We start from the raw sequence: 22,700 nt of genomic DNA, 5'->3' as shown, positions 1-22,700 counted from the left end.
CCCGGAATGACGCTACCGCGTCACTTCGCAAACGATCGCGTCGGCGGCAGGTGCAGCGCCCAGGCATCGATCCTGTCGCTGGCGCGCGGATAGATCTCCGTCACGATCGGATCATGACCGGGAATGAATCGATCAGGGTGACCGGCGAGGCGCTCGATCGTCTCCCAGCCTTGCGCCATGTCGCCGACATTGTAGACGATCGGGAATGGGCTCTTGCGCTGAAGATTGGCGTAGTAATGCGCGGCATCGGACGCCAGCACCACCGGTCCGCGCGCGGTCTCGACCCTGACGACCTGCAAGCCGTCGGAATGGCCGCCGACCCGATGCACGGTCACGCCGGGCGCGACCTCGCCGTCGCCCGAATAAAACGTAACTCGCTCGCCATAGACATGGCGTACCATCTGCGTGACGTGCTCGACCGAGAACGGATGGCGCAAGAGGCCATTGCACATGCAGCGGCCGGTCGCGTAAGCCATCTCGCGCTCCTGGAGATGGAAGCGCGCATGCGGGAAGCGATCGAGATTGCCGGCATGGTCGTAATGCAGATGCGTCACGATGACATCGCGAATCGCGGCCGCGGCGACACCAAAGCGCTCCAGCGCGTCAACAGGATTGAGCGTCAGCTTGCGTGCCCGGGCGCTCGCCTCCTCGGCGTTGAAGCCGGTATCGACCAGGATGTCGCGACCGCTGCCGCGGATCAGCCAGACGAAGTAATCGAGGTCCTGTGCCGCGCTGTCATGCGGGTCGGGCACGAGGAAGTTCATGTGAGGAGTGCGCGGCGACATCGTCGCATAGCGCAGTGCGTAGATCTCGTGGACGTTTCCCATGCCTGTGCTCTTTGTTTTTTTCTGAGTGGACCTGCGGGACGAGCCGGCGCACCAAGCCATTGTCCGCAGCAAAGGTCAAACACCTGGGGTTGCAACGGCCGCAGTCCTGCAATGTGAGAGCAATCACATTTTCGTCGCCCTGGCTGTCCTAACATCCCGCAGACAGGATCGCGCCAGATGCATCGAGCACAACCATGACAGCCCCCTTTATTCCACTCGCAGCGTGCCCATGCCTTGCGGTCGATCGTCGCGATAAAGCCGAATGTCCAAGCGGTTGACGCCCCCCGTCCCCGGTTTGATAATGCCTAGAGCGTAAGTTAAGGTCGCCGCGGCGCAAGCTGGAACGGCGCCTTTTTGGCTGGACCGCGCTGATTATGAAAAATCGCTTCCTTTTTCTGCTGCCCCTGCTCATCTCGCTTATCCCGACTGCTCCGACGCTTGCGGCTGGCGACCGCTTTGCGCTGGTGATCGGCAACGCCAAATATCCGGATGCGGATGCCCCGTTGAAGGAACCGATCAATGATGCGCGCGACGTCGCCGACGAGCTCAAGCGCGACGGCTTTTCCGTCGAGATCGGCGAGAACCTGACCGGCGACGGCATGCGCCGCGCCTTCGACAAGCTCTACGGCAAGATCAAGCCGGGTTCGGTGGCGCTGGTGTTCTTCAGCGGGTTCGGCATCCAGTCCGCGCGTCAGAGCTACTTGCTGCCGGTCGATGCGCAGATCTGGACCGAATCCGACGTGCGCCGCGACGGTTTCAGCCTGGAGAGCGTGCTTGGCGAGCTCAACACCCGCGGTGCCGGCGTCAAGATCGCGCTGATCGATGCCTCCAGGCGCAACCCGTTCGAGCGCCGGTTCCGCAGCTTCTCGGCCGGCCTGACCCCGGTCATCGCGCCGAATGGCACCCTGGTGATGTATTCGGCGGCGCTGGCCTCGGTGGTCTCGGATGCCGGCGGCGAGCACAGCCTGTTCGTCCAGGAGCTGCTGAAGGAAATTCGCGTTCCCGACCTGATGGCCGAGGAGACGCTGAACCGCACCAAGATGGGCGTTACCCGCGCCTCGCGCGGCGAGCAGGTACCATGGATATCCTCTTCATTGGCTGAAGATTTCTCGTTCATTCCGGGGGCCGGCGGATCGCGGCCGTCGACGACGCCACCACCGGCGCCGCCGGCCGTGGTCGCCAACAACCCGCCGCCGGCACCACCCGGGCCGCCGACACCGCCTCCGCCGACGAAGCCGGCCGACACGGTTGCGTCGCCGGCGCCACCCCCTCCTCCTGCACCGGCACCCTCGCCGAAGCCGCAGGTCGAGGCCGCCCTGCCGCCACCGCCGCCGCCCGCGAAGCCGGCTGATCCCGCTCCCGCGCCGAACGCGGACGGCGGGCCGAGCCCCGCCGTCCTGGCTGACGACCCCACGATCAAGAGCCTCACAGCCAAGATTGCCACCAATCCGGACGACGTGAACGCGCTGTACCGGCGCGGCCAGGTCTATGCCAGCAAGGGCGCCTACAACCTCGCCATCAAGGATTTCGACGATACGCTCCGCATCAACGCGAAGGACGTCGAGGCGCTGAACAACCGCTGCTGGACCCGCACCGTGGTCGGCGACCTTCAGGGCGCACTCAAGGATTGCAACGAGGCGCTGCGGCTGCGGCCGAACTTCGTCGATGCGTTGGACAGCCGCGGGCTCGTCAACCTGAAATCGGGAGCGGTCAAGAACGCCATCGCCGATTTCGACGCGGCCCTGAAGATCAATCCCCGCCTGACCTCCTCGCTCTACGGACGCGGGCTTGCCAAGCAGCGCAACGGCTCCGCCCAGGAAGGTGCGCTCGACATCGCCAATGCCAAGGCGATGGATCCGAACATCGTTCAGGAATTCGCAAGTTACGGAGTGCGTTGATATTTTTTTGAGTTGAGGGAAGACACGCCTCGAACCTTGAACAGCCCAAGAAAGACTAATGGGCGGATGCCGCAAGGGGGCTTTCCCGAGGGCTTATTGCAGGAATTTGGAAACGCGCGAGCTGGCTGCGCAGGAGGGACTGCTATGAGATTGGCTGCAAAGGGACTTACCGCGATCCTGTCGATCATCACCATCGGCGCCGCTCTGTCGCTGCCGGCTCCGCCCGCCGTCGCGGGCGACGAAAGCAACAGCAAGAACGTCACCGAGGACGAGATCGTCCGCGCGCTCGCGCCGCCGGCAAAGAAGCCTTTGACGCGCGGCCTCTCGATCGCTCCGCAGGCCGATCCCGCGCCGAACGCGGCGGAGACCAAGCTGATCCAGTCCATGCGTGGCCGCTCGACGCGCTCGCTGTCGTCGAGCGAGCGCGAGGAAATCGCCTCGGTCGCCAAGGACAAGCCGAACATCGATCTCGAGATCACGTTCGACTACAACTCCGCCAATATCAGTGCCAAGTCGATGCCGTCCGTGCAGGCGCTCGGCCGGGCGCTGACCAGCCCCGACCTCAAGGGCTCGACCTTCGTGGTCGCCGGGCACACCGATGCCGCAGGCGGCGAAGCCTACAACCAGGACCTGTCGGAACGCCGCGCCGATTCGATCAAGCGCTACCTCGTCGACAAGTACGGCATCTCCGCGACCGACCTCGTCACAGTCGGCTACGGGAAGAGCAAGCTGAAGGATCCGAGCCAGCCGATGGCGGAGGTCAACCGCCGCGTGCAGGTCGTCAACATGGAAAACAAGACCACCGCATCCAAGTAAGCACGACGCAATCCTTTGCAGTGATAAGTCGTGATGTGGTGTAACGTCTCGCTTCCAGAGCGCGTCCCGCAGCCCTGCGGGACGCCGCTTCATTTCAGGGAAACGCTCTCGATAGGCCTCGTACGGACGGCCGTGAGCCAGGCCAGGATGATCCGGCGATGAACCTTTCCGAATATCTCAAGCCGGCGGGAACGGTGGTGTTCGTCGTGGCGCTCGGCCTCGGCTATTATCTGTTTGAGCATCGGCATCGCCCTGAGGCAAAGGAAACGCCGGGCGAGGCGCTCGTCATCGTGACGAAATCGACCAATGCCTGCTTCTCCGACCTCGTGCGGGTGACCGGCTTCTTCGTGCCGCGCCGCGAGGCCGTGGTCGTGGCCGACCAGGAAGGCTCGCGGGTTACGGACCTCTTCGTCACCGAAGGCACTGTTGTCACCGACAATCAGGAACTGGCGCGCCTGACCGCGCCGCCGCAGATGCCGGGCCAACCGCAGCGGCCCGGCCCGCAAGGCCCGATCTCGCTGAAGGCGCCTGCGCCGGGCCTCATCACCGAGGTCCGCACCATCGTCGGCGCGCCGGCCTCGCCGCAGGCCGGCCCGATGTTCCGCATCGCCGTCAACAGCGAAATCGAGCTCGACGCCCAGGTCCCGGCGGTTCACATGCCCAAGCTCAGCTCCGGTGCGACCGTGCGCATCAGCCGCGACGACGCGCCCGATCTGATCGGCCGGGTCCGGCTGGTTGCGCCCGAAATCGACCGCGCGACCCAGCTCGGGCGCGTGCGCATCAGCGTCACTAACAATCCCTCGCTGAAGGTCGGCGTATTCGCCCGCGCCTCGATCGATGCCAAGCGAAGCTGCGGCGTCTCGATCCCCAAGACCGCGATCGACCATCTCACCGTGCAAGTCGTCAAGGGCAACATTGTCGAGACGCGAAAGGTGCGGGTCGGACTGTCGTCCGACAGCGCGACGGAAATCCTGGAAGGGCTCGAGGTCGGCGAAATCGTCGTCGCCGACGCCGGCTCTTCGCTCCATGACGGCGACCAGATCAAAACCATGTTCGCCGATGAACTCGATCGCACGCGGGTACGCTGATGGCTCTCAATATCTCGGCATGGTCGATCCGCAATCCGTTGCCGTCGGTCGTCTTCTCGATCATCCTCCTGATCCTCGGCTGGACCTCCTTCACCAAACTTGCGGTGACGCGGCTGCCGTCGGCCGACATTCCCGTGATCTCGGTCGCGGTATCGCAATTCGGCGCTGCGCCGGCCGAGCTGGAATCCCAGGTCACCAAGACGGTTGAAGACGCCGTGTCCGGCGTCGAGGGCGTGCGGCACATCACCTCCTCGATCACCGACGGCCTGTCGGTCACCACGATCCAGTTCGCGCTGGAGACCAACACGGACCGCGCGCTCAACGACGTCAAAGACGCGGTGACGCGTGTGCGCTCCAACCTGCCGCAGAACGTCACTGAGCCGCTGATCCAGCGCGTCGACGTCATCGGCCTGCCGATCGTCACCTATGCCGCGATCTCGCCCGGCAAGACGCCCGAGCAGCTCTCCTATTTCGTCGACGACGTGGTCAAGCGCGCGCTGCAGGGTGTGCGCGGCGTCGCCCAGGTCGAGCGCATCGGCGGCGTCGAGCGCGAGATCCTGGTTTCGCTCGACCCCGATCGATTGCAGGCGATGGGCCTGACCGCGGTCAATGTCAGCCAGAGCCTGCGCGGCACCAATGTCGACGTCGCCGGCGGCCGCGCCGAGATCGGCAAGAACGACCAGGCCATCCGCACGCTCGCCGGCGCCAAGACGCTGGGCGATCTTGCCGGCACAATGATCCCGCTGTTCGGCGGCGGCGAGGTCCGGCTCGACGATCTTGGCACCGTCACCGACACCATTGCCGACCGTCGCACCTTCGCCCGCTTCAACGGCGAGCCGGTGGTCGCGCTCGGCATCAAGCGCTCCAAGGGCGCCAGCGATGTGAAGGTAGCCGAGGCCGTGCAAAAGCGCATCGACGCGCTGAAGGCCTCCTATCCCGACGTCGATCTGAAGCTGATCGACACTTCGGTCGAATATACCAAGGGCAATTACCACGCGGCGATCTCGACCCTGTTCGAAGGCGCCATCCTCGCCGTTGTCATTGTGCTCCTGTTCCTGCGCGACCTGCGCGCGACCATCATCGCCGCGATTTCGCTGCCGTTGTCGATCTTCCCGGCGTTCTGGGCGATGGACCTGCTCGGCTTCTCGCTGAACCTCGTCAGCTTTCTCGCCATCACGCTGTCGACGGGTATTCTGGTCGACGACGCCATCGTCGAGATCGAGAATATCGTCCGGCACATGAACATGGGCAAGTCGCCCTACCGTGCCGCGCTCGAGGCCGCCGACGAGATCGGCCTCGCGGTGATCGCGATCTCGCTGACCATCATCGCGATCTTCGCACCCGCGAGCTTCATGTCGGGCATCGCGGGACAGTTCTTCAAGCAGTTCGGCATCACCGTTTCGGTGCAAGTATTCTTCTCGCTGCTGGCGGCCCGCTTCGTCACCCCGGTGCTAGCCGCCTACTTTCTCAAGCACCACACGCATGTGGAGCCGCCGCCCGGCCGCATCTTGCGGTCCTATCATGGGATCGTGGCCTGGTCGGTGAAGCACTATTTTATCACGGTGCTGATCGGGCTCGGCGTCTTCGCCGCCTCGATCTGGAGCATCACGCTGCTGCCGCAGGGCTTTCTGCCGGCGCAGGACAGCGCCCGCTCGCTGCTTGCCCTCGAGCTGCCGCCTGGCACTCAGCTCGCCTACACCGAAAAGGTCACCGAGGACATCGTCGCGCGGCTGCGCAAGCGGCCCGAGGTGAAGAGCATCTTCGTCGACGGTGGGCGCGTCCCGCCGGGCACTCAGGAAGTCCGGCGCGCCGCCCTGATCATCAACTACACGCCCAAGGACAGCCGCGACATTACCCAGCGCGAGCTCGAGTTCTCGATCAGCCAGGAGCTGGAGAACGTTCCCGACATCCGCTTCTGGTTCCTGGACGAGAACGGCCTGCGCGCGATCTCGCTGGTGGTGACCGGTGTCGATCCCAACATCGTCAACAACGTCGCGAGCGAGCTTGCGACGCAGATGAAGCGCATTCCTACCATCGCCAACGTGATCTCGGAGACCTCGCTGGAGCGACCCGAGCTGCGCATCGAGCCGCGCGCCGATCTCGCCGCGCGGCTCGGCGTCTCGACCGAAAGCCTGTCGCAGACCATCCGCGTCGCCACCATCGGCGACGTCGGGCCTGCACTCGCCAAGTTCGACGTCGGCGATCGCCTGGTGCCGATCCGTGTGCAGCTCGAAGACGCCGCGCGCGGCAATCTGAAGACGCTCGAGCAGCTCCGTGTCCCGCTCGGGGAGCACGGCGAGAAGGGCGGCGTGCCGCTCTCGGTCATCGCCGACGTCAAGCTCGACCAGGGCCCCACCAGCATCAATCGCTACGACCGCGAGCGGCAGGCGACCGTTGCGGCCGACCTTGTCGGCTCCGCCGCGCTCGGCGATGCCACCAAGAAGATCTACGACCTGCCGGTGATGAAGAGTCTGCCGAAAGGCGTGAAAGTCTCACCCTCCGGCGACGCCGAGAGCCTGAACGAGCTGTCCGACGGTTTTGCGACCGCGATCACGGCCGGCCTGATGATGGTCTACGCCGTGCTGGTGCTGCTGTTCGGCACTTTCCTCCAGCCGATCACCATCCTGTTCTCGCTGCCGCTCTCGATCGGCGGCGCGATCGCCGCCTTGCTCGTCACCGGCAAGCAGCTCACCACGCCGGTGTGGATCGGCATCCTGATGCTGATGGGTATCGTCACCAAGAACGCGATCATGCTGGTGGAGTTCGCCATCGAAGCCATTCGCGCCGGCAAGCCGCGCGAGGAGGCCATGATCGACGCCGGCATGAAGCGCGCCCGCCCCATCGTGATGACCACGATCGCGATGGCCGCGGGCATGATGCCGAGCGCGCTCGCGGTCGGTGCCGGCGGCGAGTTCCGCTCACCGATGGCGCTCGCGGTGATCGGCGGCCTGATCTTCTCGACCATCCTGTCGCTGGTGTTCGTGCCTGCGATGTTCATGGTGATGGACGATTTCGGCGCCCTGATCTGGCGCTTCGCCAAGCGGTTGATCGTGCACAGCGAGGACGCGGTGGTCGCCGGTCATCACGGAGCAGCGCCGGCGGAAGCGGCGGAAACCGCGCCAGCGCCGAAGAACCTCGCGCGCCCAGCGGCGGAGTAGCTGTCGGGACAAGGCGCGCTCGTAAGTTCTACTCGTTCCGTGCGATCGCGGTCAGCTTCGTCATGTTCCTCAGCAATATCCGGCCGCGCTGGAGATCGAGGATTGCCTCCTTGCGCCAGGCCTGAAGCTGGCGGTTGACACTTTCACGGGCGGCGCCGACGAAGACGCCGAGCTGCTCCTGCGAGATGTGCACCTCCGAGCCGAAATCGGCGGCGAGCGCGCAGAGCCGCCGCGCCAGCCGGACCGGCAGCGGTTGCAGCATGGATTCCTCCATGCGCTCGCTCTGCCAGCGGATGCGCTGGCAGAGCAGCGCGATGATCTTGATCGCGACCTTCGGCTCGCGCTCGAGGAAACCGAGGAAATCCTCGCGCCGCAGCACGAACAATTCGCTCGCCTCGCCCGCGGTCGCATCGGCTGTGCGGCTCTGGCCGTCCAGCACCGCGACCTCACCGAACAGGTCGCCTGGCCCCATGAAGTTCAGCGTCAGCCGGCTGCCGTCGGAGGCGCCGGTCTCGATGCGGACCTGGCCGCGGCGCACGCCGAACAGCGCGTCTCCTGGATCGCCCTTCTGAAATAGCACCTCGCCGCTCGCCAGATGCTGGGTGTGGCAGAGACCGGACAGCCGCTGGAGCTCGTCCGCGCCGAGGTCAGCGAACATCGCGTTCATCTTCAGGATGACCGCAAATTCGGCCTGCTTGCTCATTTCAATGTCCTTGTCAATTTACTCGTGAATGTCCTTGGCAAATCGCTTGGAACCATCAGCCTAGGATCGCGTAAAACCGCGCCGGAGAAGTGTGGCATAAGTCACATAACTTTGCAGCACCTCCCGATTATTTTTGCGTGCTTGGAGCCGCTTCCCGTCCCGGGATAAACTCACGTGCAAATGACGGTAATCTGCCGGGTTCGCCGCCGATCGTCCGTCGCTGGGAAGTCGACATGAGAGCTATGAAGTTCGTCGGCGCGGCAATGGCCGCCGTCATCATCGTGATTGCAATCCTTCTGGTGGTCGGAATCCCCTCCGGCTTCCTGACCTCGACGATTGCCTCGCGGGTCGAGAGCGCGACCGGCTATCGCCTGTCGATCGACGGCACCACGAAGATCAGCCTGTGGCCGACGCTGAACGTCACTCTGAGCGACCTCACGCTGCAAGACCCGAAGGACCGCAGCGGCATCACGCGCCTGACGATCGCTAGCCTGCAGGCCGACATGTCGCTCTCCAGCGTGTGGTCGGGCCGGCCTGAGATCAGCGAGTTCGTCGTGATCCATCCCGTGCTTTACCAGCCGCTCCTGCGTGAGCGCCTGCCGAATGCCGGCACCGCGTCGAAGCCGCTCGCGCTCGACACGAATGGCGCGACCATCGACCGCGTCAAGATCACCGACGGCGAGATTGCATTCGCGCGCGTGCGCGATCGCGTCGAGGGCCGCATCAGCGCCATCAACGCCGAGGCGGTCGTTGGTGGCGATCGCAAAGTCAACATCACCGGCGCCGCGCGCGTCGGCGAACATCCAACCAAGTTCGACATCAAGGGGACCACGCCGGCGGCGACCGGCGACCGGCCGACGATCCCGGTCGACTTCGCCATCGACATGCCCGACGTGCTGAAGTCCCAGCTCGCAGGTCACGCCGAGATCCGGCTGAGCGGCGACATCGTGATGATCAACGGCCTGAACGGCAGGCTCGGCGACAGCCCCTTCAACGGCTGGGCTTCGGTCGATATCGCGAGCAAGCCGCTGGTCAAGGTCGATCTCGACTTCCAGCGGCTCGCGATTCCGCTGGCAAAATCGCCGGAGGGCGCGGCCGGGCAGCCTTGGAGCAATGCGCCGATCGACGTCTCCGGGCTCAACTATGTCGACGCGCAAGTGAGGATCTCGGCGAACGAGGCCGTGATCGGCGATGCGCACCTCTCGCCGCTCGCGCTCGATGCAAAACTCGCCGGCGGCGTGCTGAAGGCCAGCACCGCCAATCTCGGCGCCTATGGCGGTCAGGTCTCGGGCGAGATCATCCTGGATGCGACCACCGGCGCACCGAGTTTCGCCATGCATTCCGATCTCGTCGGCGTCCGCGCGCGGCCATTGCTCCAGGGCCTTGCCGAATTCGACCGAATCGACGGCAAGCTGCAGGCCAAGCTCGCTTTGCGCAGCGCCGGCACCAGCCAGCGCGCGCTGATGGCGAACATGCAGGGCACGGCCTTCGTGAATTTCCAGGACGGCGCGATCCGCGGCATCAACGTCGCACAGATGATCCGCTCGCTCACCATGGGCACGCTGTCCGGCTGGCAGGAAAATCAGGACCCCAGCCAGGAGCAGAGCACGGACCTGTCGCAGCTCTCGGCCTCCTTCCGCATCGACAAGGGCCAGGCGGTGACGACCGATCTCAATCTGACCGGGCCGCTGGTGCGCGTCACCGGCGCCGGCACCATCGCCCTCGACACCAAGATGATGGGCTTCCGCGTCGAGCCCAAGCTCGTGATGACGACCGAGGGTCAGGGCCGTACCTCCGACCCGGTCGGCTTCGGCATCCCCGTGATGATCCAGGGCACCTGGTCGCAGCCGCGGATCTATCCCGACATGGCCGGCGTGCTCGACAATCCGGATGCCGCCTATGCCAAGCTGCGCGAGATGGGCAAGGGCCTGTTCGGCCCCGATGGCGCCGGGCTTGGCAATATCCTGGGCGGCCTGGGGTTGGGCGGCACCACCGCACCGGGCGGCGGCAGCGCGAGCGGCAATGCCAATCCACAAGGTTCGCAGCCGGGACAGAACAATCCGCTCGGCGGTCCCCTGGGCGAAGCCATCGGCAATCTGATCCAGCAGGGGCTTTCCAGCGGCGCGGGAGCTGGCACCGGCCGCAGCCGCAGCCTGCCGGCGACGCCATCAACGTCGGCGCCACAGGCCTCGCCTGCCGCCCCCGCCCTGGAGGACCCGCCGATGGTACAGCAGGACAGTCAGCCAATGAACGACGTGCTGCGGCAGCTCTTCAATCGGTGATTGGCGGACCCGCGCACTGGGCTCCACAGCGATCCCTTACATCGGCAGCGGGTAACCACAACGGCGGCTCGGCCGGCCGCCTTGGCAATCCTTGGCCCGAATTGTGGTAGAAGGCTGCCAGCGCCGGTAGGGCCCGTAGCGCGCAGCGTCAATGGCGGCGCGAGAGGATCGGGATGGTAGGAGCGAACGACAAGACACGGTTTTTACGCGAGGGCCTGTTCGCCAAATACGTTGTCTCCCTCGTCGGCCTCGTCGTGTTCGTGCTCGCCGTCAACGGTGCCATGGAGACCTGGATCTCCTATCGCGCCACCAGGACACAGCTGATCGACGGGTTGGAGGACAAGGCGCAAGGCGCCGCCCGGCGGGTCGAGCAGTCGATTTCGGAGCTCGAGCGCCAGATCAGCTGGGTGACGCGGGCGAGCCAGGATACGCTCGAGAAGCGCCGTGCCGACTACGCGTCGCTCCTGCACCAGGTCTCGGTCGTCAGCCAGCTATTCCAGCTCAACGGCGAGGGCCGCGAGGTGCTGCGCGTCTCGCGCCAGTCGACCACGACGGGGAGCAATGCCGACCTCTCCCGCGACATGCGCTTCACCGACACCGTCGCCCGCGGCGTCAGCTACGCGCCGGCCTGGTTCGCCGACCGGACCCCTTACATGTCGATCTCGGTGGCGCATTCCGGCTTCAACGCCGGCGTCACTGTCGCCGAGATCGATCTCAGCTTCCTCTCCGAGCTCCTGTCCGACGCCCAGGTCGGCAAGGCCGCCTTTGCCTATGTGGTCGACCCGCGCGGCCGCGTGCTGGCGACGTCCCCTAGAGGGCCTGATGTCGGCAAGGATCTGTCAAAACTGCCGCAGGTCGCGGCCGCGATCGCGCCCGGCCGCGAGCCGGACACGTCGGGCACCGACTTCAACGGCCATGCGGTGATGAGCGCCGCGAGCACATTGCCGAAGCTCGGCTGGAGCGTATTGTTCGAGCAGCCGGCCACGCAGGCCTTGATGCCGATCCGCGACCAGCTCGTGCGCATCGCGCTCCTGATCGGCATGGGCCTGATGGTCGCGATCCTCGCCGGCACGCTGCTCGCCCGCCGCATGATCATCCCGATCACGGCGCTGCGCGACGGCGCCCATAAGCTTGGCGAGGGAGATTTCAGTCATCGCATCGATGTGCGCACCTCGGACGAGCTGGAGGACCTCGCAAGCCAGTTCAACCGCATGGCCGATCAGATTCAGGAGACCTATTCGAACCTGGAGACCAAGGTCGAGGAGCGCACCCGTGATCTCGCGCAGTCGATTCACGAGCTCAAGGTGCTGGAAGAGGTCGGCCGCGCGGTCGCCTCCTCGCTCGATCTCGATGCCGTGCTGCCGACGATCGCCGCCCGCGCCATCGAGATCACCCGTGCCGATGCCGTGCTGATCTACGGCTATGAGGCGGATGAGCGCCGCTTCAGCCTGGTCGAGGCCAATGGCATCGGCAAATCGGCCGACGGTGCCCACCTCACCATCGAGGAAGGCGAGAACATCCTGAGCGATGCGGCGGTGAGCGGCGAGCCGATCGCGCTGGCCGATCTCGAACATGCCTTCGAGCAGCCGTTGCGCGACGTCGCCGTCAATGCCGGCTTCCATTCGGTGCTGGTGGTGCCGCTGGTCGATCAGCAGGGCACGCTCGGTTCGCTGGTGGTGCTGCGCCGTGCCAGCGGCGATTTCGCCCCCAGCATCATCGGCCTGATGCGCACCTTTGCAAACCAGGCGGTGCTGGCGATGCGCAATGCGCGGCTGTTCACCGAGGTCGACCACAAGAGCCGCGCGCTGGAGGCGGCGAACGAGACCGTGCGCGCCCAGGCTGACAAGCTGCGCGAGCAGACCGAGCAGCTCAAGGACTGGAACAAGTCGCTGGAGGAGCGCGTCAAGACCCAGCTCGGCGAGATCGAGCGCATCCGCAAGCTCGAGCGTTTCCTGGCGCCGCAGGTCGCGCAGCTGATCGCCTCCTCGGACAGCCCCGAGGGGCTGCTCACCAGCCAGCGCCGCGAGGTGACCGTGGTGTTCTGCGATCTGCGCGGCTTCACCGCGTTCACGGAAGCGACCGAGCCGGAAGAGGCGATGAACGTGCTGCGCGAATATCACGCCGCGCTCGGCAAGCTGATCTTCAAGTATGAGGGCACGCTCGACAAATATGCCGGCGACGGCGTGATGATCCTGTTCAACGCCCCGATTCAATTCGAGGACCACACCAAGCGCGCCGTGAAGATGGCGGTGGAGATGCGCGACACGATCGGCCCGCTGACCGAGCGCTGGCGCAACCGCGGCCATAGCCTCGGCTTCGGCATCGGCATTGCGCTCGGCTATGCCACGCTCGGCCAGGTCGGCTTCGAGCAGCGGCTGGAATATGCCGCGATCGGCAGCGTCACCAACCTCGCCTCCCGCCTCTGCGGCGAGGCCAAGCCCAACCAGATCGTGGTGAGCCGCCGCGTCTACGGCATGGTCGAACCCTGGGTCGAAGCCCGCGCCCTCGACGATCTCCATCTCAAGGGCTTCAATCACCCCGTGCTCGCGATGGAGATCTTGTCCTGGCGCGAGGAGGTGGAGAACGTGGTGGATGCGGCCGCGGTGCGGCGGCGAGGGTAGCCAAAACAAAAGTGCGAAAACAACCCCATGCACAGTAGGCGGGGGCTGCAAGATCAATGACTTACGAGGGCCTCGCGCCGGTGGTGGCGTGGTTTGACACGTCAGGCAAAACACTGGGAGGATGGCAGCATCCCCACGAACCACATCCCGCCTCCTCGCGACTGACCATCGCCTCAACGGCGAGGTCAGAATCGGATGGAGACGATCGTGGCGTTTGCCTTGCCTACGCGTGCGTATGATTTGCAGATGCTGGACCGTCCCGCCGACGTGCGCGCGATCACGGCTGGGTCTATTGGCTGCCGCCGGGCATCACGAGCGAACAATGGCCGCTCGATCCGGTCAGCGGCTATCCGCTGATGCACGGCTTCACGCTTCTTCTGCCGGAGGATTATCGCGTGCATGGCGCTGACATCGTCGTGCGGTATGACGGCGGAGCGCCCGATGACCCAGAAATCCGCGAGGCCGTGCTGGCGCGAGCGTTCACGGCGTGTCCCCAAGAAACGGATTGACGATGGTGAGCCCGCGGATGCTGCAGCCATGTTGCAGGTCTTCACTGTAGAGCGTGTCACAGCTGGCCTCGATTGCCGCGGCAACGATCAGAGCATCATAGAACGCAAGGCTGTGATCGCGGGCAAGCGCAAGCGCCGCAGCGTGCGTGTCTGATGTCAGCGGCACGATGTCGGGGAAACGAAAGCGGAGGGATTGCACAGCTGCCTCGATCACGAGCCAGCCCTGCTTCTGCTTCTTGCGGAACACGTTGGTGAACTCGTTCAGCACCTGCGCGCTGATGGCGCCACCGCCGGCGATCGTAGTCAGCGCCCGCTGGCGCCGGGCGTCGGTCGAGTAGGCGTAGATCAGGATGTTGCTATCGAAGAAGGCGCTCACCTCTCGTTCGCCTCGTCGCGGACGAACTTGTAGCCTTCGGGCAGCGCAAACTGGAACTGCTCCGCCTGCCTGAGAAATTCCGCCCGCTTGTCGATCTTCTCCACTGCGAGCTGGCCCTTCGAGGCTGCCACCACATTGAGTTCGTCGCCTGGTGAAAGCTTCAGAGCCTCAACGAGTGCCTTGGGCAGGCGAACGGCCAGGCTATTTCCCCACTTGCAAACGAGCATGGAACCCTCATGATATACAAAAATTGTTGTATATCACGGCCTGGATATCATCCAGTTTCGAGAGGCCCAGCAGCCGACTTATCGATGCGTCCGGCGTCCTTCGTCGCCTAAGGAAGAACATCCGAGTGCCGCGGCAGGAGCACAGGGCTCATCGCAGGATCTGCAGGACGGCAGGCCTTCGAAGACGGGCATGGATTGTCTGTGGTGCGCAGCATCGCCGACATTTGCGTTGCAGATACTTGGAGCTGGGCGCTCACGCCCCCCGCTTCGGCCCGATCGCCTCGAAGCCGGCCTTCTGCTCGTCGCTCAGATCCGCCTCGAAATCGTCGAGTGCATCGCTGACGCCGCCGACCGCTTGCAGCATTGTCTCCAGCCGCGCCTTCACGGCGGCGAGGCGGGCCTGCGGTGTCGCGGCGGCCTCCGCCGGGCAGGCGCTCAGTGTCTCCATGGTGCGCAGAGTGGTGTCCTGGAGCACGTCAAGGCGGGCGCGGGCGACCTCGTCGAGCTTGAGCGCGGAAGCAATCTCGGCAACGGGCCATTGCTGCTGCACGAGCTGCTCGTATTGGCGCTGCGCCTTTTCGTCATAGCGAGGATCATAGTCCGGCTTGCAGGCGGCGGCCGCCGGCGCGTCCTTGGGCAGAGCCGCCGCTAGCGCGGCGCGACGCTCATTGGCGAGCGCATTGAGTCTTGTCTTCTGGTCGTCATTGAGGAGACTGACGAACTTCGAAAGCGGCGGCGCGACCGCGTCAATGGCCTTGATCATGGCCTGGAGCCGCTCGCGCATCAGGCCGAGGCGCTCGGCGGCCGTGGCCGGGGCCTGCGTCGGGCAGGCGGTACGGATGGTGTCGCGCGCGGCGTTCCAGGCGGATGCGAGCTCGTCGAGCGCGGTGCGCTGCAATTCGTTCGGCGCCACGGCGGCAGTGATCCGCTCGACGGGGAGGCTGCCGGCGTCGCTGGCTTCGCAAAGAGTCTCCGCGGACGGAATTCGCCGCGCGCCCCGGCCTTGCGGCGCGACGTAGGCAGCAAGCTCGGTGGCGACGTAGGGCGCGAAGATCGCCGCATAGATGTCGCCATAGCCATAGAGCGAGAGGCTGGTGGTGTCGCCGAAGATGATCGCGGTGGTGAGATCATCATGCGCGAACGGCCAGAACACCGGACCGACCCAGCCATAGCTGCCGTCGGGATGGCGCCACCATCCCTGCTGACGGCGACCGCCCTGCCAGCCCGACAGCGCGGCCTGCGCCGTGAGCGCCGCACGCAGGACGTAAGGGTTGGCAGGCTGGCCGCGCTCGGCGCCGCGGGGATCCTGCGACCTCAGCGCGGCCGAACGGTATCGGCCACCGCGCACCGCCATGCGGGCATGGCGCAAGCGCGACATGCCGATCATGTGGCCGACGGCAAACCGTGCAACGCCGAGCGGACCGCCGCGCAATCCGAACTGGGCCTCGGCCTTGTCAGGCAGCAGCACTGCCACACACATGAGGGCAGCGCCCGCCAACGCCAGTCCCATGCGTCTGGACACGAAAGCTGACCCGACCACCTCGGCCTCCTCCCAGCGCCAAGCGCGCATTGCGTCGCGTCACAATGACGCCTGGGGGAACCGATTGTTCCGGAGCGGCAAAGGGCAAAGCGTCGCGGGTGGCTGCTTACCTCTCCCGGTAAGAAGCAAGCAATCGCTTACGGGAACCGGGACTCTCCTCGCGGCACATCCTTCGAGACGCCCGCTTTAGCGGGCTCCTCAGGATGAGGGCGGAATGTGCGGCAGCATTTCAACAGCTCCGACGCCAATTCGCCTCATCCTGAGGGACTGCGGAGCGGTGGTCTCGAAGGACGAGGCTAGGCAGCATCGGTGCCCGTTGAAACTGCTGCCGCGCTCATCTCCTCATCCTGAGGACCCGCCTGAGGCGGGCGTCTCGAAGGATGGCCGCAGAGAAGAGAGAAAGAAGAAGAACCGCCTCACTGCGCCTTTGGCGGCATCACGACGGTCTGGCCGGGATAGATCAAATTGGGATTATGGATCTTGTTGCGGTTGGCGTTGAAGATCACGGCGTAGCGGGCGCCGTCACCATAGGCGAGCCGGCTGAGCGCCCACAGGCTGTCGCCGCGGGAGATCACGCGGCTGCCACCCGCTTCCGCCGGTGCACCATTGAGCGCGTCCGCCGGCGAAGCCGATGCCACTGCAGTCGCTGCCGGCGCCCGGGCCATAACCTTCGGCTTCGGCGCGCCAGTCAATCTGGGCCGAGCCGCGGGCCCGTCGGGTGCCGAGGCCAGGCGCGGCGACGCCGAGGGCAAGGAGGCCACGACATCAGGCTTGTCGTCGGGTTTCTCGGCCTGGTTCGGCGCTTGTTTCGCTTCTTGTTTCGCTTCCTGCCGCGCGGCCGGTACCGGGCGCGCGGGCGGCGGCGCGGCTTCGGCGATCGTCACCGGCATGGAGCGGGCGGATTGCGTGACGGTCCCGTCGGTCGATTTCGCCCGCAGGGTCAGCTCATAGGAACCGGCCGGAAGCTGCGGCGGGGTCATCACGAACTGCCCCGACGCATCGGCCACGACCGAATCGAGCGGCTTGCCGTCGCGCAAGAGCTCGACCTTCGCACCCGGCGTGGCCCGGCCGGCGATCACCGCGGCTTCGCCATGATCGTCGATCCGCGCAACGTCGAAACGGGGGCCCGCATCGGTCGCAGCCGCCGGCGGCTTGACCGGCGCGAGATCGGCCAGCGCCGCGACCTGTTTCTGCGTCTCGGCCAACGCGCCCGCCTTCGGCTCGGGCGAGGCGGTTGCGGCCGGCGCGCTGGCGGCAAGCTTCGGCTCTTCCGGCTTGAGTTCCGGTCTGGGTTCGACCTTTGCCTCCGGCTTGGCGGCGGCTTCGGTTTTCGCCTCGCCCGTCAGCAGCACGCGGCGCAGGTCGGTGGGGCCGATCACCAGCGCGGTACCGCCCACCGCGAGCAGACAGAATGCAATGAAGGCCTTGGATGCGGTGATCATCGGAAACGAACCTTGGTCAGAACCTGGGCCGCAAATCAGCGGACGCGGCAAATTGCGCCGATTTGGCTGCGGCAGCAAGACGATCATTGGGATGACAAGCCTCCGCTCAGGCGCGCCCGGATGAACCGGCGCCGGCTCGCGCGCTCCAATTCATCCTTTCCTAACCCTCGCTGGTAACGGGGTCTTGGCGGTTTTGCTGCATCTTGCGTCCCACGGGAGGGCTGGATGGGCACATCGATTGGATGGACCGCGCGGATGCGCGCGTTGCTGCGCCGTTGGCGCGGGGCACCGCTGACATGGCTGATCGTCGGCGGCTTCGTGCTGATGGCCGCGACCGCCGTCGGCACCGCGCTCACCGTCGACCGCTTCCGGCAGAATGCGATCGAGAGCGGCCGCGAGAGCCTGCAAAACTCCGTCCGCCTGCTCGCCCGGCATTTCGACCGTGAGTTCGAGGACTTTGCGGTGCTCCAGAAGAGCATCATCGCCGAGCTCGAAAGTCATGGCATCGAATCCGCTGACGTCTTCCGCAGCGAGATGGGCACGCTCGCCCTGCACGAGGTGCTGCGCGCAAAGGCCAGCGGCTGGTCTGACGTCGCCGGCGCCAATGTGTTCGATTCCGAGGGTGTGCTGATCAATTCGTCGCGGCGCTGGCCGGTTGCCGCGATCTCGGTGGCCGACCGCGGCTATTTCAATCGCCTCAAGAACGATCCGGCCGCGCAGGAAGAGATCGAGATCGTACGGGGCCGGCTCGGCAACGGACCGGCGATCGTGTTCGCGCGGCGCGTCTCCGGCCCGCACGGCGAATTCCTTGGGCTGGTCTCGCGCGCGATCGCGCCGGAGCAGCTCGAATCCTTCTTCGCCTCGACCGGGCTCGGCGAGGAATCCTCGATTGCGATGCACCACCAGAACGGCCAGCTGCTCGCACGCATCCCGCATGTCGATGACATGATCGGGCAGAACTTCCGCAAGGGCACGCCCGAGCAGATGGCGGTGTTCGAGCGCACCTTCGTCACCACCCAACTCGCAAGCCCGATCGACGGCAAGGACCGCATCGTCGCCGCGCGCCTCCTCACCGGTGAGCCGCTGGTCGTGGTCGCGACCAAGTCGCTGGATGCAACGCTGGCCACCTGGCGCACGCAGACGAAGTTCTTCGTCGCGGTGGCCGTGCTGTCGATCGGGCTGCTCGTGCTGACGCTCTATCTGATCTTCCGCCAGGTGACGCACCGGCTCTCGCTGGAGAAGCAACGACTCGACACCGCGATGAACACCATGACGCAGGGCCTGTTGATGTTCGATCAGGACGAGCGGCTGATCGTCTGCAACCGGCGTTATATCGAGATGTACGCGCTGTCCGCCGACGTGGTGAAGCCAGGCGTCCATTTCCGCGACGTGATCCGGCATCGCCACCACACCGGCTCGTTCCACGGCGACGTTGAGTCCTATTGCGACGATATCCTGAGCCATATCGGGCGCACCCAGAGCGCCATCGTCGAGACCGCCGACGGCCGCCTGATCGAGATCAAGAACCAGCCGGGCGCGGCCGGCGGCTGGCTCGCGACCCATGACGACGTCACCGAGCGCATCCGCGCCGACGAGCGCATTGCGCATATGGCGCATTACGACGCGCTGACCGACTTGCCCAACCGCGTGCTGATGCGCGGCCATCTGGAGCGCCGCGTCGCCGAACTCGGCCAAGGCAAGCCGTTCGCGATCCTCTATATCGACGTCGACGAGTTCAAGGGCGTCAACGATTCGCTCGGACATGAGGTCGGCGACGAGCTGCTGCGCAAGGTCGCAAGCCGCCTGCGCGCCTGCGCCGGCGGCAACGACATGGTCGCACGGCTCGGCGGCGACGAATTCGCGATCATCAAGGCCGGCACCAACGATCAGGCTCAGTTGGCCGCGTTGGCGGAGACGATCTTGAATGCGCTGCGAGCACCCGTCAATTGCAAGGGCCAGGAGATCCCGACCGATGCCAGCATCGGCATCGCGATCGCGCCCGATCACGGCGACAATATCGACGACCTGCTCAAGCGCGCAGATCTTGCGATGTATGCCGCGAAGTCGGAAGGGCGCCGCACCTTTCGCATCTTCTCGCCCGAATACGACGCCAAGGCGCGGCAGCGCCGGCAGCTCGAGCTCGATCTGCGCCAGGCGCTGGCGCGCGGCGAGTTCGAGGTGCACTACCAGCCGTTGGTCGACCTCGCGGCCAATGTCGTCACCGGCTGCGAGGCGCTGCTGCGCTGGCGCCATCCCGAGCGCGGCATGGTTTCGCCCGCGGACTTCATCCCGGTCGCCGAAGACACCGGCCTGATCAGCGAGATCGGCGAATGGGTGCTGAAGCAGGCCTGTACCGAGGCCGCGAGCTGGCCCGGCCAGATCCACATCGCCGTGAATGTCTCGCCGGTGCAGTTCCGATCGCGGACGCTGGCGCTCAAGGTCGCCGCGGCGCTCGCGGAATCGGGGCTGGCGCCGGGGCGGCTCGAGCTTGAGATCACCGAGACGGTGCTGATCCGCGACGACGAGGAGGCGCTGACGATCCTCCAGCAGCTGCGCGAGCTCGGCGTGCGCATCGCGCTCGACGATTTCGGCACCGGCTATTCGTCACTGAGCTATCTGCACCGCTTCCCGTTCGACAAGATCAAGATCGATCGCAGCTTCATCAGCGACATCGGCGAGCCCGATGATTCCTCCCCGATCGTGCAGGCGGTGGTGCACATGGCCGCCGCGCGGCACATGGCGACGACCGCCGAAGGCGTCGAGACCGAGGCCCAGCGCGAGGTGCTGCGACAGCTCGGATGCAGCCAGATGCAGGGCTGGCTGTTCAGCCCGGCCGTGCCGGCGGCGAAACTGAAGCAGCTGTTGTCGGCGCAGGCCGCGGCGGCTTAGCGGCGCGCTCATTACGCGCCGCTCCATCCGCGATGTCCGTGGGGTCATTGGCATCGAACGATCGTGATGCGGCTGAATGCGATCGAACGCGATTGACTTGAAGCTCGACTCGGTCAGGGAGCGAGAATGACGAAGCGTGATCCGAAAGCGAGTGCGCGCCGGTGTAAGGATCATGCTCGAACACGAAAGGACGCGCGGTGACGATCACATCCCGATCTCATCGCGCTTTTTCGCGCAGCATGCAGGATGACGTCCCGGAGGGACGAAAGCTCACATCAGGCCTTTTGCGGCATGGACTTCGGCGATCTCGGCGTCGGGGTGGGCGACGATGGTGGCGAACATGATGCCGCTGATGATCAGCGACCAGGCGGTGTCCCAATAGATCCAAAACACGTGCCAGCCCTCCGTTTCGATCTCCTCCGCTCGCGGGATCGGGATAACGGCAAGGCGAGGCTGCCGTTCCCGGTGCGAATGCGGCGCTATTTTTGTTTGGTCGGCGGGGAGCTGCGACCGGTTTGACCGGTGTGGCGCTTTGCCACGACGTCCTCGTCGCGCTCGCCCTCAAGCGGACGCGACGGCGGCTTGGGCTGGCCTTTCTGACCGCCATGCTTGCCGCCCATATCGGGCTCGCCTTCGAGATCGTTTTCACGGGGCATGATGCTTCAATGCGCTGGGACGGCATTGGTTCGCCTGTGAACGAGGTCATAGGATCGCCGCGGTTTGCGGTGCACGATCGTTGCCCCGGGGCATCGCGATTTCGACCGGCGGATTAGGGCTGATGCGGACACGACTGATCGCCTGGACCATCCTGACCTGCGGGCTGCTTGCGGTCACCGTATGGACCGTGCTCGGGCCGCCTAATCGCCCGCCCGGCCCGCATTTGCCCTCCCGCAGCGTGACGGCGGCGGTGCGGTAGCCATCCTGAGCCACCGATACAATTTCGGCATCGATCAATCCCAACTGGAATTTGGTGCGACGGCCCGCCTCCCGCTATCCTCGACGGCAAAACGACAATGCCGCACCGGCTTTGAGGAGGAGACCATGTTGAGACCGACCCGACGTATCGCGCCGCGCCTGCCGCGCGCTGCGATCGCCACCACCCTGGCTTTTCTCGCCCTCATTCCTGGAGTCCGTGCCGGCATGGCCGAAACCTTCGCCTATGTCGGCAACGCCGACAGCAACGACATCAGCGTGTTCAAGATGGCCGAGAGCGGCGAGATGACACCGGTGCAGACGGCAGCTTTTACCGGCATCGAAAAGTCGGGCTCCTCGACGCCGCTCGCGATCACGCCTGACAAGCGCGTGCTGATCGCCGGAATCCGCTCGCAGCCATACCTTGCGGTGAGCTTCGCGATCGATCCCAAGACGGGCCAGCTCAGCCATATCGGCAACGGGCCGCTCGCCGACAGCATGGCCCATATCGCCGTCGATCGCAGCGGCAAATTCCTGTTCAGCGCCTCCTATGGCGGCAACAAGGTCGCGCTCAATCCGCTTGGCGCAAACGGCGTCGCCGGCGAGCCGAAGCAGATAATCCCGACCGGGCTGAACGCCCATGCCTTCCTGCCCTCGCCTGACAACCGCTTCGTGTTCGCAACCAATCTCGGCTCCGACCAGGTGCTGAGCTTTGCGTTCGACGCCACGACCGGCACGCTGACGCCGAGCGATCCACCGGCCCACAAGGTGCCGGAAAAATCGGGGCCGCGGCACTTCGTGTTCTACCCCAACGGCAAGTTCGTCTATCTCGTTCACGAGCTGAACGGCGACGTCGCGGCGTTCAGTTATGAGGCCAAGAGCGGCGCCTGGACCGAGACCCAGCGCACCACCGCGCTGCCCGAGGGCTTCAACGGAAAGCCTTGGGCGGCCGACATCCACATCACCTCGGACGGGCGCTTCCTCTACGCCTCAGAGCGCACCACGAACACGCTCACCGCCTACAAGGTCGATGCAACAAGCGGCAAGCTGACCACGATCGGCAGCGTGCCGACCGAGAAGCAGCCGCGCGGCTTCAACGTCGATCCCTCGGGGCGCTATCTCGCCGCGGTCGGCGAACTCTCCGACGGCATGACGGTCTATGCGATCGACCAGAGCAGCGGCGCGCTCGCCAAGCTGAAATCCTATCCCACCGGCAAGAAGCCGAACTGGGTGGAGTTTCTGAGCCTGCCGTGAAGGAGGCGCGGCCGGCCTGCGCCGCAACCTGCCCCATTCGGCGGGAGCGAACCTGATCTCCAATCCCGCGACTAATCAGGACTTGCCGCGGCGGCCCGCGCCGGTGTGGCACCCCGCCGTGGGACAACGCTGCCGTAGTCCAGCCCGTTGCCATCTGC

17 protein-coding genes are annotated in these 22,700 nt (G+C 65.6%); 9 read left to right on the top strand and 8 right to left on the bottom strand.

Going from position 1 to position 22,700, the window contains the following annotated elements; genetic code table 11:
* Positions 1–20: 20 nt before the first annotated feature.
* Positions 21–827, bottom strand: a complete 807-nt coding sequence (locus IVA87_RS11570) for an N-acyl homoserine lactonase family protein (protein ID WP_247304033.1) — start codon at positions 825–827, stop codon at positions 21–23.
* A gap of 374 nt (positions 828–1,201) precedes the next feature.
* Between IVA87_RS11570 and IVA87_RS11565 the strand changes: the two genes are divergently transcribed.
* The 4 genes from IVA87_RS11565 to IVA87_RS11550 all read left to right on the top strand — a co-directional run bounded on the left by IVA87_RS11565 (position 1,202) and on the right by IVA87_RS11550 (position 7,787).
* Positions 1,202–2,725, top strand: a complete 1,524-nt coding sequence (locus tag IVA87_RS11565; protein ID WP_247333600.1) for a caspase family protein — start codon at positions 1,202–1,204, stop codon at positions 2,723–2,725.
* A gap of 144 nt (positions 2,726–2,869) precedes the next feature.
* Complete coding sequence (locus IVA87_RS11560) at positions 2,870–3,541, top strand: OmpA family protein (RefSeq protein WP_247304029.1); 672 nt, start codon at positions 2,870–2,872, stop codon at positions 3,539–3,541.
* Positions 3,542–3,699: 158 nt separating this feature from the next.
* Complete coding sequence (locus IVA87_RS11555; protein WP_247304027.1) at positions 3,700–4,629, top strand: efflux RND transporter periplasmic adaptor subunit; 930 nt, start codon at positions 3,700–3,702, stop codon at positions 4,627–4,629.
* A complete protein-coding gene (locus IVA87_RS11550) occupies positions 4,629–7,787 on the top strand; it encodes an efflux RND transporter permease subunit (RefSeq protein ID WP_247304025.1) in 3,159 nt (1,052 codons plus the stop codon). The genes IVA87_RS11555 and IVA87_RS11550 overlap by 1 nt, the downstream gene beginning before the upstream one ends.
* A gap of 28 nt (positions 7,788–7,815) precedes the next feature.
* Here the strand turns inward: IVA87_RS11550 and IVA87_RS11545 are convergent, their stop codons facing one another.
* Positions 7,816–8,490, bottom strand: a complete 675-nt coding sequence (locus IVA87_RS11545; RefSeq protein WP_247278655.1) for a Crp/Fnr family transcriptional regulator — start codon at positions 8,488–8,490, stop codon at positions 7,816–7,818.
* 233 nt (positions 8,491–8,723) lie between these two features.
* Between IVA87_RS11545 and IVA87_RS11540 the strand changes: the two genes are divergently transcribed.
* Together IVA87_RS11540 and IVA87_RS11535 are read left to right on the top strand one after the other, a co-directional pair.
* Positions 8,724–10,772, top strand: a complete 2,049-nt coding sequence (locus IVA87_RS11540) for an AsmA family protein (RefSeq protein WP_247304022.1) — start codon at positions 8,724–8,726, stop codon at positions 10,770–10,772.
* A 173-nt stretch (positions 10,773–10,945) separates the two neighbouring features.
* Positions 10,946–13,393 (top strand): adenylate/guanylate cyclase domain-containing protein, encoded by a 2,448-nt coding sequence (locus tag IVA87_RS11535; RefSeq protein ID WP_247304020.1) that lies wholly within the window; start codon positions 10,946–10,948, stop codon positions 13,391–13,393.
* Between the two features lie 480 nt (positions 13,394–13,873).
* On the opposite strand, the gene IVA87_RS11530 is transcribed toward IVA87_RS11535, so the two are convergent.
* The 4 genes from IVA87_RS11530 to IVA87_RS11515 all read right to left on the bottom strand — a co-directional run bounded on the left by IVA87_RS11530 (position 13,874) and on the right by IVA87_RS11515 (position 17,487).
* A complete protein-coding gene (locus IVA87_RS11530; RefSeq protein ID WP_247333599.1) occupies positions 13,874–14,278 on the bottom strand; it encodes a PIN domain-containing protein in 405 nt (134 codons plus the stop codon).
* Positions 14,275–14,505 (bottom strand): AbrB/MazE/SpoVT family DNA-binding domain-containing protein, encoded by a 231-nt coding sequence (locus tag IVA87_RS11525; RefSeq protein WP_247304016.1) that lies wholly within the window; start codon positions 14,503–14,505, stop codon positions 14,275–14,277. The genes IVA87_RS11530 and IVA87_RS11525 overlap by 4 nt, the downstream gene beginning before the upstream one ends.
* Positions 14,506–14,758: 253 nt before the next feature.
* Positions 14,759–15,985 carry a Spy/CpxP family protein refolding chaperone gene (locus tag IVA87_RS11520; protein ID WP_247333598.1) on the bottom strand — a complete coding sequence of 409 codons (1,227 nt, stop codon included), beginning with the start codon at positions 15,983–15,985 and terminating at the stop codon, positions 14,759–14,761.
* 476 nt (positions 15,986–16,461) lie between these two features.
* The gene (locus IVA87_RS11515) at positions 16,462–17,487 is read right to left on the bottom strand and encodes a LysM peptidoglycan-binding domain-containing protein (protein ID WP_247304012.1); all 1,026 of its coding nucleotides are present in this window, start codon (positions 17,485–17,487) and stop codon (positions 16,462–16,464) included.
* Positions 17,488–17,712: 225 nt separating this feature from the next.
* Here IVA87_RS11515 and IVA87_RS11510 point away from each other — a divergent pair, with 225 nt between their 5' ends.
* Positions 17,713–20,376, top strand: coding sequence for an EAL domain-containing protein (locus IVA87_RS11510; protein ID WP_247304010.1), 2,664 nt, complete (start codon positions 17,713–17,715; stop codon positions 20,374–20,376).
* Between the two features lie 270 nt (positions 20,377–20,646).
* Here IVA87_RS11510 and IVA87_RS35125 read toward each other — a convergent pair whose 3' ends face one another.
* Together IVA87_RS35125 and IVA87_RS11505 are read right to left on the bottom strand one after the other, a co-directional pair.
* Positions 20,647–20,769: a hypothetical protein gene (locus IVA87_RS35125; RefSeq protein ID WP_256466467.1), complete on the bottom strand. Its 123-nt coding sequence runs from the start codon at positions 20,767–20,769 to the stop codon at positions 20,647–20,649.
* 86 nt (positions 20,770–20,855) lie between these two features.
* A complete protein-coding gene (locus tag IVA87_RS11505) occupies positions 20,856–21,032 on the bottom strand; it encodes a hypothetical protein (RefSeq protein ID WP_247304008.1) in 177 nt (58 codons plus the stop codon).
* Positions 21,033–21,154: 122 nt separating this feature from the next.
* Here IVA87_RS11505 and IVA87_RS11500 point away from each other — a divergent pair, with 122 nt between their 5' ends.
* A complete protein-coding gene (locus IVA87_RS11500) occupies positions 21,155–21,292 on the top strand; it encodes a hypothetical protein (RefSeq protein WP_247304006.1) in 138 nt (45 codons plus the stop codon).
* A gap of 125 nt (positions 21,293–21,417) precedes the next feature.
* On the top strand, positions 21,418–22,542 hold the full coding sequence (locus tag IVA87_RS11495) for a lactonase family protein (protein WP_247304003.1): 1,125 nt from the start codon (positions 21,418–21,420) through the stop codon (positions 22,540–22,542).
* Positions 22,543–22,700: the final 158 nt, after the last annotated feature.

Source organism: Bradyrhizobium sp. 147 (assembly GCF_023073935.1).
Classification (GTDB): domain Bacteria; phylum Pseudomonadota; class Alphaproteobacteria; order Rhizobiales; family Xanthobacteraceae; genus Bradyrhizobium.
The sequence above is the reverse complement of the archived record's forward strand: the minus strand, read 5'-3'. Positions and strand labels throughout refer to the sequence as shown.

Excerpts from the sequence above, each read along its gene's own strand:
- IVA87_RS11570 (WP_247304033.1), bottom strand. The coding sequence starts at position 827 with ATGGGAAACGTCCACGAGATCTACGCACTGCGCTATGCGACGATGTCG.
- IVA87_RS11565 (WP_247333600.1), top strand. The coding sequence starts at position 1,202 with ATGAAAAATCGCTTCCTTTTTCTGCTGCCCCTGCTCATCTCGCTTATC.
- IVA87_RS11560 (WP_247304029.1), top strand. The coding sequence starts at position 2,870 with ATGAGATTGGCTGCAAAGGGACTTACCGCGATCCTGTCGATCATCACC.
- IVA87_RS11555 (WP_247304027.1), top strand. The coding sequence starts at position 3,700 with ATGAACCTTTCCGAATATCTCAAGCCGGCGGGAACGGTGGTGTTCGTC.
- IVA87_RS11550 (WP_247304025.1), top strand. The coding sequence starts at position 4,629 with ATGGCTCTCAATATCTCGGCATGGTCGATCCGCAATCCGTTGCCGTCG.
- IVA87_RS11545 (WP_247278655.1), bottom strand. The coding sequence starts at position 8,490 with ATGAGCAAGCAGGCCGAATTTGCGGTCATCCTGAAGATGAACGCGATG.
- IVA87_RS11540 (WP_247304022.1), top strand. The coding sequence starts at position 8,724 with ATGAGAGCTATGAAGTTCGTCGGCGCGGCAATGGCCGCCGTCATCATC.
- IVA87_RS11535 (WP_247304020.1), top strand. The coding sequence starts at position 10,946 with ATGGTAGGAGCGAACGACAAGACACGGTTTTTACGCGAGGGCCTGTTC.
- IVA87_RS11525 (WP_247304016.1), bottom strand. The coding sequence starts at position 14,505 with ATGCTCGTTTGCAAGTGGGGAAATAGCCTGGCCGTTCGCCTGCCCAAG.
- IVA87_RS11520 (WP_247333598.1), bottom strand. The coding sequence starts at position 15,985 with ATGTGTGTGGCAGTGCTGCTGCCTGACAAGGCCGAGGCCCAGTTCGGA.
- IVA87_RS11515 (WP_247304012.1), bottom strand. The coding sequence starts at position 17,487 with ATGATCACCGCATCCAAGGCCTTCATTGCATTCTGTCTGCTCGCGGTG.
- IVA87_RS11510 (WP_247304010.1), top strand. The coding sequence starts at position 17,713 with ATGGGCACATCGATTGGATGGACCGCGCGGATGCGCGCGTTGCTGCGC.
- IVA87_RS11505 (WP_247304008.1), bottom strand. The coding sequence starts at position 21,032 with ATGCCCCGTGAAAACGATCTCGAAGGCGAGCCCGATATGGGCGGCAAG.
- IVA87_RS11500 (WP_247304006.1), top strand. The coding sequence starts at position 21,155 with ATGCGGACACGACTGATCGCCTGGACCATCCTGACCTGCGGGCTGCTT.
- IVA87_RS11495 (WP_247304003.1), top strand. The coding sequence starts at position 21,418 with ATGTTGAGACCGACCCGACGTATCGCGCCGCGCCTGCCGCGCGCTGCG.